The organism is Pacificoceanicola niger (assembly GCF_048553275.1).
Classification (GTDB): domain Bacteria; phylum Pseudomonadota; class Alphaproteobacteria; order Rhodobacterales; family Rhodobacteraceae; genus Pacificoceanicola.
Map to the genome: position 1 here is coordinate 1 of NZ_JBLZMW010000020.1, position 12,028 is coordinate 12,028.

Sequence of the window (12,028 nt, forward strand, 5' to 3'; positions counted from 1 at the left end):
CCAACGTTCGCCAAGATGACAGATGGTTCGCCTTCAGACCATACCGGGCTGCAACCTCGTTGACCGTGGCTCCAGGCGCCAGCGTCTCCGCCACGATCCGCGCCTTTAGCTCATCCGACCACTTGCGACTGCGCACGCCCCTACGCCGCGACGTGAGAACCTCCATCGTAGTCTCCACGGAGAAACTCCCTCTCATTCATCCTCGAACGAGCCGATCTCAGATCTCGGAAGCGACAGGAAGGTGGGATTGGAACAGCGGTTACGCTGCTCTTGGTGGCCGGTCCAATTTTCATAGCCGGCGCGATCCAGTTGGCAACTTTGGAGAGGCGTTGGTTCCCAAGCCGTCTCTATGCGATGCACGAACGTCGGCTCCGAGACGCTTCAACACCGCACTGGATTTCCTGACGAAGGTCCGGTTAGGGCCGAAACCACCAATCGGAGCCACGTTTCTACCTGTGCCCGATCCATCCGCGGTCATCGGTGAAGGCGCGGACGGCGAAGATCTTTGCGGGGCTGTAGGTGCTTGGAGAGGCGTTGAGAGGTTCAAGAGGCTGGTGCGACGCTGCGAGGAGGATGTTGGTTCGACCCAAGGCATTCAAATCGCCCTCGACGGCTTCGACATTTGGATAGAGCTTCTGCAAGATCGCATGCACGCCCCGGGCAAGGGGGCCATCGGGCGTGTCCAGAAGGTTCACGTAGACCGGGCCGTCAACGATCTGCTTCAAGCGGGCGAAGGTTTCCATGGTGGCAAGATGCGCCGGAACCGAGCTGGACGAAAACGCATCCATCACCGCTGCTTCGAAGCGTTGCGAGGCCTCGTTGAGGTAAACGCGGCCGTCGGCGTGGACGATGCCCAGCCGCCCGTCGGCCTCTTCTTCCGTGGCATCGTAGCCCGTCTGCGCGATCATCGCCGAGGCACGAGGCATGTGGTCGCGCACGACCTCGGTTACCAGCGGGTCGATCTCGACCGCCACCGCGCGGGCGTCTGGTCGCGAGGCAAGCAGTTTGGTCGGCAGCGAATACCCGCCCCCACCGATGAACAGCACCGAGGCGTCGGGGCCAAGATCCTGATCCATACGCGCCCAAAGCCAATCGGTGTAACTCAGCGCCAGATCGATCCTGTCCTCGCCGGGCGTGATCCGCTCGGCCGCCTGTATGGTGCCGTCCGAGATCAGCCGTACCTCGGGTCCGCGCTGCGCGACGTGCAAGCAGGACAGGCCGCTTTCGAATTGGCAGGCGGGGGATCCGGCGACGCCCGCAAAGGCGACGAAGGCCCCTGCCGCGATGGTCACGGCCGGCTGCCCCGGCTCACCGCCCCGCACGAACGGCAGGCAGAGCAGCGCCACCGCCCCGCAGGCGGCGAAGGTCGCAATCGAGCCGATCAGCGGCAAAGCGACGAACCCGGCGAGGATGGCGCCGAAGATCGCCCCAACCGACCCGGCGGCCAGAACGAAGCCCAGGGATGATCCCTCCCTTCCCGGCCGGGCTTCGATGGCGAGCTTAGCCAGCAAAGGGGACGGCAGCGTCACACAGACCGAGGCCGGGAAGAAGACGCAGAACACGCTGAGCATCATCCCGTCCGTGCCGCGCGCACCCCAGGAATGGAACAGGCCCAGCAGCGTCGGCGACACGGCCATGAGCACTGCGGTTACGACAAGCGCGCTGCGGACGTTGTTCAACGCTGTGGCACGCGGGCGCTCTGCGATGATCCCGCCGAGAGCGCTGCCCAGGGAAAACCCGCCCAGCACCGTCGCGATGACGGTTGTCCAGGTCAGCAGCGACGTGCCGAAGAACGGCGCGAGCACGCGGCCTGCGGCGATCTCGTAGGTCAGGCCCACGGCGGACAGGACGAGGATCAGGGCGATGGTGACGGGAAAGCGGATGGCGGACTCCTTGTCGTTTGAGATGAGAGCGGGCCAGCCCCCTCCGGTCGTTTGACGTAGCGGGCTTATCGGGAAAATCATGGTTTGACGGAAGCAACGTCGGACAGGGCGAAATATTTCCTTCCGTTGCATCCGGAACGAACGATCTCCTGACTGAGCGTATTGACCAGCAGCGAAGACAAGGCCCATGCCGGGGCCTTTGACGCACGTCTGGCGATTCAGCTCAATCTCTCGCCGCCGAATACGGCGCAAGACCGCAGCGAGGCGCCTGATGCCGCGGGCACCTCGTCCTTCTCAAGACCCCGAAACGAACAATGGAGCCGCCGAACGACACACCAGCCCCCGAGAACTTTTTTCCAAAATCCGCTTCGCCTCTCGGCGATGTGGCCAATCTCCTTTTTGCCGAGGCGCAGATGGGCACTGCGCTGCGGTCTTGAATGCCGACCCGAAAGCTGTCGGCGCACGAAACCTGCAAACGGCAAAAAAGGAGACTGCCAATGCCCAAGGACCTCTTCCCCGTGGCGCCCGCCGCGACTTTCATTGTCGCCAACTGTACCGCGCTTGACTATGCGGCGCTGTTGCTTGGCGGACCTGCGGCGCAAAAGCGTCTGCGCAAGCTCGTGGACGAGCTGACCACCGCGCCGATGCTGAACCGCCGCCATCACCGTGAGCTGGACGCGCTCGAAGACCTGCTCGCGCTGCGCCATGTGCATGACGATGAGCGGATCGAGGCTGCGCGTTTCGCGGCGATCGACCCGTGCGATCCGGTTGTCGAAGAGATCTGCATGCTGCTTGACGGCCTTCAAGAGGCCCGGAAGCAGGAAATCTGGCTCGTCTGAAGCCCCCGGCGCCACAGGGCGCCGCCCTTGTTGCGGTCATGAGAGCCGCCGTCCCCCGGAACAATCAAGGAGCCAGATATGCCCTCTCCCTTTTCCACCGAAGATATCGCCTTGCAGGCCATGCTCGACTGCGCGGCCCTGCGGGAGTTGCTAAGCGGCGCCCACGATCTACTGACCGTGTCGCTGCGCCACGGCTTCAGCAAGCTCATGAAGGAAACCCAGGAGGCGGGAATTTTCGATCCAGCCGTGCTGGACCACGCCTGCGCTCTGCAACAGCGCCTGATCCGGGACATCGACAGTTCCGGCGGCGCGCCGATGCCCGCGCGAAGCGACGAGGGCGATCTGCTCTGGCTGGGCGGTACCGATGAAAGCCGCGCGCTATCCGAAGTCGAACGCTGCCTCGATCAGTTCATTACGAAGGCCAGCTACGTCAGCCACGCGCTCGAAGCGGAAGTCGCCCTCGAACGGCGGCGCGCGCAACTCGGCGCTTTCTGACGCCCAATACCCCCCGTAGACGAAAAAGGCCGGTCACGGATCATCCCGTGGCCGGCCTTCTGTCGTTTGGGGTGCAGATCGCGCGAGAACACAGCGCGAAGCTGCCCCAAAACTTTCTTCAGCAAGCCCAGCCGTGTTTTCTTTGGCGACCGACGCCCTGGGGCTACCTGCTTGAGCGAATGACCCGGAAATCCGGTGAAAACGACCCTCTCAGGCCGTTTTCACGCCGATGGACACCAATTGCCTGCGCAATGGACATCAAACCGTGCAAAATGGACAAGAATTGGCTGCGCCGATAGATAATCTGCTCCAACGCCCACTTACCCGCATTTAGAATGCCCGCAGGAGGCGCAGGTCATGCAGCCTTCCTGCATGTGCATGTCGTATTGGCCACAGGATGGGCAGGCTTTGCCGCGCGGGGCGTCCATGGAGACGACACGGGCGGTCGGGTCGGATTTCAGGCCCATGCCTTCGCCTTCAAGGAACCCGGTCGCGATCATGTGGCGTTCGATGATGCTGCCGATGGCTGCAAGGATCGACGGGATGTATTTGCCCTGCACCCATGCTCCGCCGCGCGGATCAAACACGGCCTTGAGTTCTTCGACGACAAACGACACGTCGCCACCGCGGCGGAACACGGCCGAGATCATCCGCGTCAGCGCCACGGTCCACGCAAAGTGTTCCATATTCTTCGAATTGATGAAGACCTCGAACGGACGGCGATGGCCGGAAACGATGATATCGTTGATCGTCAGATAGATCGCATGTTCACTGTCGGGCCACTTGAGCTTGTAGGTATTGCCTTCCAGATGCTCCGGGCGGTCCAGCGGCTCGGCCATGTAGATGACATCGCCATGGGGCGTCTGCGGCTCTTCGTCGGAGGTGGTGACCACTTCGGGGGCCTTCTTCTCCTCAGACACGCTCAGCACGCTGCCGGTCACCTCGTTCGGACGGTAGGTCGTGCAGCCTTTGCAACCGGTCTCATAGGCCTCCATGTAGACTTCCTTGAAGTCCTCGAAGGAGATGTCTTCCGGGCAGTTGATGGTCTTGGAAATCGACGAGTCGATCCACTTCTGCGCGGCGGCCTGCATCCGCACATGCGCCAAAGGTTCCAAAGTCTGGGCGTTGACGAAATAGTCGGGCAGATCCGCCTCTTCGCCGTAGATGTCACGGTAGAGTTGTACCGCGTAATCAACGACTTCCTCTTCGGTCCGGGTGCCGTCCTTCTGCAGGACCTTGCGGGTGTAGCTGTAGGCAAAGACCGGCTCGATCCCGGAGGACACGTTGCCCGCATAAAGGGAAATCGTCCCGGTGGGCGCGATGGAGGTCACCAATGCGTTGCGAATGCCGTGGGTGCGGATCGCCTCGCGCACGTCGTCATCCATTTGCATCATGTTACCGGAAGCGAGATACTTCTCCGCATCGAACAGCGGGAAGGCTCCCTTTTCCTTGGCCAGCTCCACCGACGCCAGATAGGACGCCCGCGCTATGCGCTTGAGCCAGTCTTCGGTCTGGGCGGCGGCCTCGGGTGTGCCGTACTGCAGCCCCTTCATCAGCAGCGCATCGGCAAGGCCCGTCACGCCAAGGCCGATGCGGCGCTTGTTCTGGGCTTCGATCCGCTGCGCTTCGAGCGGAAATTTCGAGGCATCGACCACGTTGTCCATCATGCGGATGGCGGTGGCGACCAGCTTGTCAAGGTGCTTGTCGTCGATATGCGCGGCGTCGGTGAACGGCATGGACACGAGGCGCGCCATGTTGATCGAACCAAGCAGGCAGGCACCATAGGGCGGCAGGGGCTGCTCACCGCAGGGGTTGGTGGCGCAAATCGTCTCGATGTAATTGAGGTTGTTCGCCTTGTTGATGCGGTCGATGAAAATCACACCCGGCTCGGCATAATCATAGGTCGCCTGCATGATGGTGTTCCACAGATCGCGCGCCTGCACGGTCTTGTAGACCACGCCATCGAACTGCAGGTCCCAGGATTTGTCCGCCTTCACTGCGTCCATGAATGGATCGGTAATCAGAACCGAGAGGTTGAACATGCGCAGGCGGGCGCTGTCGGACTTCGCCGCAATGAACTGCTCCACGTCCGGATGGTCACAGCGCATGGTCGCCATCATTGCGCCTCGACGGCTGCCTGCGGACATGATGGTGCGGCACATGGCGTCCCAGACGTCCATGAACGACAGCGGACCGGAGGCGTCGGCGGCGACGCCCTGCACCGGGGCCCCCTTGGGACGAATGGTGGAAAAATCATAGCCGATGCCGCCGCCCTGCTGCATGGTCAGCGCGGCTTCTTTGAGCATGTCGAAAATGCCGCCCATGCTGTCGGGCACCGTGCCCATGACGAAACAGTTGAACAGCGTCACGGAGCGGTCGGTGCCCGCACCCGCGGTGATGCGACCGGCGGGCAGATATTTGAAATCCTCAAGCGCCTGGTAGAATTTCTCTTCATAGCCCTTCTGGTCTTTCTCGACAGACGCGAGCGCGCGGGCGATGCGGCGCCAGCTGTCTTCAACGGTGGTGTCGATCGGCGTGCCGTCCGCCTCTTTGAGCCGGTATTTCATATCCCAGATCTGTTCGGCGATGGGGGCGGCAAAGCGGGTCATGGGCAGATATTCCATTCGATTCGGAGGGCATTTCAGACTACAGGCTGAGGTCTTACACCTCAACAGCTTGAAGGCGAGACCTAAAGATATACCATATATGCGGTAAGTTGGGGAAGACTCTGTGGATAAACACACACATCTGATCAAGCTGAGCGTTGGCACCGAGAGCATCGAAGGGCTTGAAGCGTGGCAGGACAGTTACCGGGCGCGGTTTGCCGACGGACTGCCGCGTCATGTCACCCGCATGTGGCCGAAACGCGAGGCAGAAGTGCTGAACGGCGGCTCAATTTACTGGGTGATCAAAGGCTTGATCCAGTGCCGTCAGCGCATTCTGCGCCTGGATCGGGTCACCGGGGAAGATGGCGTGAATCGCTGCGCCATCGCGCTTGAGCCCAGGCTGATCCGCACCGCGACCGCGCCGAAACGGCCGTTTCAAGGCTGGCGCTATCTCAAGCCGGAGGACGCGCCGGTTGATCTTGGCGATTCGCGGCAAAGCGAGGACACGCTGCCGCCGGAGCTGGCCGGGGCGCTGGCGGAGATCGGGGTGCTCTGAGCGTCAGCGCCTGAACAGCCAATACCAAAGGCAGGCGGGAATCTCGCGCAGGGTTTGCCGGAGGATTTTCAAGCGGCGCCTCTTCGGGATCGGCGGGCAGTCGGTGCGGGCCGTCAGGCCCACACGGCGCGCCATCAGCCGGGCACGGGGGGCATGATAGCGGTCGGTCACGATGATCACATCGCGCGCACCCAAGGCGTCGAGGATCGGCAGGGCAAGGCGTAGATTTTGCTCCGTCGTGGTCGAGCGATCCTCCAGATGGATCGCGGAGAGCGGCACACCAAGACCCTGACAAATAATCGAAATCGCCTCGGCCTCGCTCGGCGGATGCTGGCCTGTGCCGCCGCAGGCAATGACCGCCCGGACCGTTCCGTCGCACCAAAGCTGCGCGCCATGGCCTGCGCGGCGGCGCAGGGTCGGCGAGGGCTGGCCGCCGGGCCAGACGGCGGCGCCGAGGATGAGGGCAATGGGGCGGGGATCGTCGTGCATCTGTGCAGCAAAGCACATGGGTGCCGCGCTGCCCACCTCTGGAATTTCCCGCGCGGCTCGTTAGGGTGGCGCAAAGTGACAAAGGAACACGCGGATGACCGAACAGTATACCCCCCCGAAAAAATGGACCTGGGACAAGGAGAACGGCGGCCAGTGGGCCTCGCTCAACCGTCCCATCGCAGGCGCGACCCATGACAAGGATTTGCCGCGCGGCAAGCACCCGTTCCAGCTCTATTCGCTTGCTACGCCAAACGGCCAGAAGGTGACGATCCTCCTCGAAGAGCTTTTGGAACAAGGGTTTGACGCCGAGTATGACGCCTGGCTGATCAAGATTGGCGACGGCGATCAGTTCGGGTCGGGCTTTGTCGGAGCGAACCCCAACTCGAAGATTCCGGCGCTGATGGATTACAGTGGCGACACCCCCGTGCGGGTCTTTGAATCCGGGGCGATCCTGCTGCATCTGGCGGAGAAATTCGGGGCCTTCATGAGCGCGGAAAAGCGGCCGGAGATGCTCTCGTGGCTGATGTGGCAGATGGGCAGCGCACCCTACCTCGGCGGCGGATTCGGGCACTTCTATGCCTATGCCCCCTACCCCATGGAATACCCCATCGACCGCTTTGCGATGGAAGTGAAACGACAGCTCGATGTGCTGGACAAGCATCTGGAAAACAACCGTTTCATGGTTGGCGAGGACTATACGATCGCGGATATCGCGATCTGGCCGTGGTACGGCCGGACGGTCTTTGGCGAGAGCTATGACGCGGGCGAATTCCTCGACGTCGGCATTTACAAGAACGTGATCCGCTGGGCCGAGGACATCGCCGCGCGGCCGGCGGTGAAGCGCGGGAAGATGGTCAACAAAACCAGTGGCGATCCGGCGGAGCAACTGCATGAGCGCCACGATGCCAGCGACTTTGAAACCAGGACACAGGACAAGATCGGCTGACGTTAACCCGTAGGGTTGGCAGACAAAGTGAACGCACCGCGCGGTGGGGTAATGGACCGCGCGGTGCATCGGCAACGCCCATATCTAGGGGCCGCAGACGGTCCAGCCACAAGGCTGTGACAGAGATTAACCTCTCGCGCGAAGGCGTTAACCATAGTTTGGTACGATTCGCGGCGAGTTTGGTACAAACTCCAAATTCGAGAGCCCGGGTTTACGGCCCCCGTGTCGCGGAGCGCGCTCAATCCGGTTAACGCGCGGGTTTGTCGCAGGGCGTGCGGGGTGTAACCCCGCCCTACGCGCCGTTGCGCGATGCGTAGCTGGCAAGGTCAGAGCCATAGGTCGGAAACAGACCAGATGCACAGAAGCCCCGGGCCGGTCCCGGTGCGCGCCGCTGGCCCACCCGCATGACCGCGCGGCGCCAAGCATCCCACGGGCATCAAGGCACAGCGCCCCCGCGCGGCAGTCAACCGACCTTCAGCATTTCGCAGAGCGTTTCCAGCGTTGTGCGGTCTGTATCGCTCTTTTGGGCCACCCGCGATTTGAACAGGGTCGCCTGCGAGCGCAGCACCGGCTCTTCGCACAGGACCTTGAGGTGGTTGGCGCGCAGGGTCTCGCCGGTGGAGGTGATGTCGGCCACGGCCTCCGCGGTCAGGTTGCGCACCGTGCCTTCGGTTGCGCCCTGACTGTCGACAAGCTGATAGTCCGCGACGCCGCCATCATGCAGATAGGCGCGCACCAGCCGGTGGTATTTCGTGGCGATCCGCATACGGAAGCCATGCGCGGCCCGGAAGGCCGCCGCCGCCGCATCGAGATCGTCCAGCGTGTCCACGTCGACCCAGGCCGCGGGCACCGCGATGATCAGATCGGCATGGCCAAAGCCCAGCTCGGCCAATGGCGCGACCTTCTGATCCCATTGCACCAGCTTTTCCTGGATGAGATCCGTGCCGGTGACGCCGAGGTGAATGCGCCCCGCCGCCAGTTCGCGCGGGATCTCCCCCGCCGAGAGCAGGACCAGTTCGACCCCCTCGACCCCGGTGACCTCACCGGAGTATTCGCGCTCCGAACCGGTCCGGGCGAGGCCGACGCCCCGCGCCCCGAACCAGTCGAAGGTTTTTTCCATCAGCCGCCCCTTGGACGGCACGCCGAGCTTGATCGTCATTGCGCCGCCTCCAGATCGCAAAGCAGTCCGGGCCGCAGCACACCGCCCACCGCCGGAATTTCGCGCCCCCGCCCCAGTTGCCGGGTGAGCGCGTCGTAGCGCCCGCCGGACGAGACCGCAGGCCAGTCCGGCCGGGTCGGGGCGAAAAAGCCAAAGACGAAGCCGTCGTAATATTCCATGGAGCTGCGCCCGTAGCTGGCCTCGAAGGCGAGCGTGGTCGGGTCGATGTCCCGCGCCGCAAGCGCATCGCAGCGGCGTCCGAAGCGTTCGACGGCCTGCGCGATGGCAGGCATGTCCACGGCAATGTCGCGCAGGTGTTCGAGGGCGAAGGTGCAGCTTTCGGCGACCTTCAACAGACCATCGATCAGCGCAACCTCGTCGCGGCTGATGTGCGGCTCGGCGGCTTCGGCGCGCAGCACGGCGATGCGGGCGGCGATTTCACGCTCCGAGCGCAGGCCGATCATCGGCCCGGCGTTCCGCAGCGGCTCTTCACTGGCCAGCAGCGCCTTGCGCGTGGCGGGTGTCTCGGTCTTGCCGGAATAGCGGTCGAGCAGGGCGCGGAAGCGGCGGGGCCGCCAGATGTGGCGCATGAGCGCGGCGCGGCGCGCCTCCGAGGTTTGCAGCCCCTGCACGGCGGCGGTCAGGATGCCGATATCCCCGGTCACGGCGCGCAGGCCGTAGGGTTTCAGAACCTCGGCAAAGCGGGCAAAGACCTCGGCGTCGGCGGCTTCCGGATCTGCGCGGTCGAAGACCTCGTAACCGACCTGGAAGTATTCGGAGGCGCGTTCGGGATGCGCCTCCTGCCGCCGGAAGATTTCCCCGGCATAGGTGTAGCGGGCCGGTTCCGCGCCGTCCGCCATGTGCATTTCCACCACCGGCACGGTGAAGTCCGGGCGCAGCATGACCTCGCCCTTGACCGGATCGTGGGTGACATAGGCGCGCGTGCGGATGTCCTCGCCGTAGAGGTCGAGCAGGGTGGTCGCGGGCTGCAGAATGGCGCAGTCCACGGGCACGGCGCCCATGGCCTCGAAGCCCGCCATGAGGCTGGCGGCCCGCGCCTTGATCTGGCGGAGGCTCATTTGTGCAGGTCCAGCAGTTCGCGCACCTTGACGACCAGTTGATCGCGCGGCACTTCGTATTGGCTCGGGTGGTCCTTCCATTCCTCAAGCGATGCATCGGCGGCGAGTTTCGCCCCGAGGATCAGGTCCTTGATCTGGATGACACCCTTTTCCTTTTCGTCGCCGCCTTCGATCACGGCCACGGGGCTTTCGCGCTTGTCGGCGTATTTGAGTTGATTGCCGAAGTTCTTGGGATTGCCGAGGTAGACTTCGGCGCGGATGCCCGCGTTGCGCAGCTCGGCGACCATGGCCTGATAGTCCGCCATGCGGGCCTTATCCATGACGGTGACGACGACGGGACCTTTTGCCTGGCTCTGGATGCGGCCCTTCTCGCGCAGCGCCGCCAGAAGGCGGTCGACACCGATGGAAACGCCGGTGGCCGGGACTTCCTGCCCGGTGAAGCGCTTGACCAGATCGTCATAGCGCCCGCCCCCCGCGACAGAGCCGAACTGGCGCTTGCGGCCCTTTTCGTCGAAGATCTCGAAGGTGAGTTCGGCCTCGTAGACCGGGCCGGTGTAGTAGCCGAGGCCGCGCACGACCGAGGGGTCGATGAAAATTCTATCCGCGTGATAGCCTTGTGCTTCCAACAGCGACGCGATTTGGCGTAGTTCACGGACGCCTTCGAGACCAACGGACGAGTCCTCAACGATTTCCTCCAAATAAAGAAGGGTCGCGAAATTACGGATTTCGTTCTCAGTTCGGCCTGCTCCGATCAACTGGATCCAGTCTTTGTCACGAGCCATTGCTGCATTCTGAAGGTTTCTTCCCAGATCGCCTTCATGAGGGTCCTCCAAGGCGCCCAGATCATACAAACGCTTCTCGACGCGTTGGTTCGCTTCGACAAACCTCATGATTACTGATTGTTGTGAACGCGAAAGGCCCGCACCATCGGTGTAGTCGCCAGATTCATCTTGCCGACCCTCGCCGAGCAACGCCCGAACACCTTCGATACCAAGCCTGTCTAGTTTGTCTATCGCACGCAAAACTACGCCACGCTCATTCTCATGCGTCGCAGGATCAGCACGATCCAAGAGACCGGCGACTTCCAAGACCCCGTTCAGAACCTTCCGGTTGTTCACCCGGATCAAATAATCCCCGCGCGGAATGCCCACGGTTTCCAGAGCATCCGACAGCATGGCGCAGATTTCCGCATCCGCCGCGACGGACCCCGCGCCGACGGTGTCCGCGTCGCACTGGTAGAACTGGCGATACCGGCCCGGTCCGGGCTTTTCATTGCGCCAGACCGGCCCCATGGCATAGCGCCGATACGGCAGCGGCAGGTCGTTGCGGTGCTGGGCATAGACACGGGCGAGAGGCGCGGTCAGGTCATAGCGCAGCGCCATCCACTGGTCGTCCTCGTCCTGCCAGGCAAAGACGCCTTCGTTCGGACGGTCCACATCGGGCAGAAACTTGCCCAGCGCTTCGACCGTCTCGACGCCGCTGCTTTCCAGCGCGTCGAAGCCGTAGCGATGATAGACCTCGGCAATGCTGCGCAGCATCTCGGCGCGTTCGGTCACTTCGGCGCCGAAATAATCGCGAAACCCCTTCGGCGTCTGGGCCTTGGGGCGTGGGGCTTTCTTCACTTTGGCCATGGGTCGTGTTCCCGCACTGGACTGGTCGCGCTCCCTCTACCGATTTGACGCGGTAGGGGCAAGCGACGGGCGGACCGGCATCGCACACGGTCCGCCCATGCGGTCAGTCCTTGCGCAGTTTCCACAACGCGGCAAGCGCGAGGATGCAGGCAAAGATGACGCTGGCAAGGATGGTATCGAAGGCAAGCGTGGCACCGCTTCCGGCAAGCTGATTCTTGACCAGAACGACCAGACAGGCGAGGCAGACGGTCGCGAGAAAGGCAGACTTCCAGATCATGGCGAGAGACTCCTGAGTGACAGACCCTCTCAATCTCGCATCGCCGCCGTGCTATCCGCCATCGCGCC

The 12,028-nt window shown here is 63.0% G+C and carries 12 protein-coding genes; 4 read left to right on the top strand and 8 right to left on the bottom strand.

Annotated elements, in window-relative coordinates:
• The coding region (locus ACN2XU_RS20525; protein WP_419412219.1) for a transposase at window positions 1-196 on the bottom strand (196 nt) is incomplete at its 3' end.
• 253 nt (window positions 197-449) lie between these two features.
• Complete coding sequence (locus ACN2XU_RS20530; RefSeq protein WP_419412220.1) at window positions 450-1,964, bottom strand: fused MFS/spermidine synthase; 1,515 nt, start codon at window positions 1,962-1,964, stop codon at window positions 450-452.
• A 416-nt stretch (window positions 1,965-2,380) separates the two neighbouring features.
• On the opposite strand from ACN2XU_RS20530, the gene ACN2XU_RS20535 reads away from it, so the two are divergent.
• Entirely contained in the window at window positions 2,381-2,722 is a 342-nt protein-coding gene (locus ACN2XU_RS20535) for a hypothetical protein (RefSeq protein WP_419412221.1), read from the top strand.
• Between the two features lie 78 nt (window positions 2,723-2,800).
• Complete coding sequence (locus ACN2XU_RS20540; protein WP_419412222.1) at window positions 2,801-3,217, top strand: hypothetical protein; 417 nt, start codon at window positions 2,801-2,803, stop codon at window positions 3,215-3,217.
• Window positions 3,218-3,537: 320 nt separating this feature from the next.
• Here the strand turns inward: ACN2XU_RS20540 and ACN2XU_RS20545 are convergent, their stop codons facing one another.
• A complete protein-coding gene (locus ACN2XU_RS20545; RefSeq protein WP_419412223.1) occupies window positions 3,538-5,826 on the bottom strand; it encodes an adenosylcobalamin-dependent ribonucleoside-diphosphate reductase in 2,289 nt (762 codons plus the stop codon).
• Window positions 5,827-5,947: 121 nt separating this feature from the next.
• Between ACN2XU_RS20545 and ACN2XU_RS20550 the strand changes: the two genes are divergently transcribed.
• Window positions 5,948-6,379 carry a DUF1489 family protein gene (locus ACN2XU_RS20550; protein WP_419412224.1) on the top strand — a complete coding sequence of 144 codons (432 nt, stop codon included), beginning with the start codon at window positions 5,948-5,950 and terminating at the stop codon, window positions 6,377-6,379.
• 3 nt (window positions 6,380-6,382) lie between these two features.
• Here the strand turns inward: ACN2XU_RS20550 and ACN2XU_RS20555 are convergent, their stop codons facing one another.
• Window positions 6,383-6,868: a YdcF family protein gene (locus ACN2XU_RS20555; protein WP_419412225.1), complete on the bottom strand. Its 486-nt coding sequence runs from the start codon at window positions 6,866-6,868 to the stop codon at window positions 6,383-6,385.
• Window positions 6,869-6,962: 94 nt separating this feature from the next.
• On the opposite strand from ACN2XU_RS20555, the gene yghU reads away from it, so the two are divergent.
• Complete coding sequence (yghU, locus tag ACN2XU_RS20560) at window positions 6,963-7,814, top strand: glutathione-dependent disulfide-bond oxidoreductase (protein ID WP_419412226.1); 852 nt, start codon at window positions 6,963-6,965, stop codon at window positions 7,812-7,814.
• A gap of 463 nt (window positions 7,815-8,277) precedes the next feature.
• On the opposite strand, the gene hisG is transcribed toward yghU, so the two are convergent.
• The 4 genes from hisG to ACN2XU_RS20580 form a co-directional block, all read right to left on the bottom strand.
• Window positions 8,278-8,973, bottom strand: coding sequence for an ATP phosphoribosyltransferase (hisG, locus tag ACN2XU_RS20565; protein WP_419412227.1), 696 nt, complete (start codon window positions 8,971-8,973; stop codon window positions 8,278-8,280).
• Complete coding sequence (locus ACN2XU_RS20570; protein WP_419412228.1) at window positions 8,970-10,052, bottom strand: ATP phosphoribosyltransferase regulatory subunit; 1,083 nt, start codon at window positions 10,050-10,052, stop codon at window positions 8,970-8,972. The genes hisG and ACN2XU_RS20570 overlap by 4 nt, the downstream gene beginning before the upstream one ends.
• A complete protein-coding gene (gene hisS / locus ACN2XU_RS20575; RefSeq protein WP_419412229.1) occupies window positions 10,049-11,683 on the bottom strand; it encodes a histidine--tRNA ligase in 1,635 nt (544 codons plus the stop codon). The genes ACN2XU_RS20570 and hisS overlap by 4 nt, the downstream gene beginning before the upstream one ends.
• A 103-nt stretch (window positions 11,684-11,786) precedes the next feature.
• The gene (locus ACN2XU_RS20580) at window positions 11,787-11,960 is read right to left on the bottom strand and encodes a hypothetical protein (RefSeq protein ID WP_419412230.1); all 174 of its coding nucleotides are present in this window, start codon (window positions 11,958-11,960) and stop codon (window positions 11,787-11,789) included.
• Window positions 11,961-12,028 lie beyond the last annotated feature (68 nt).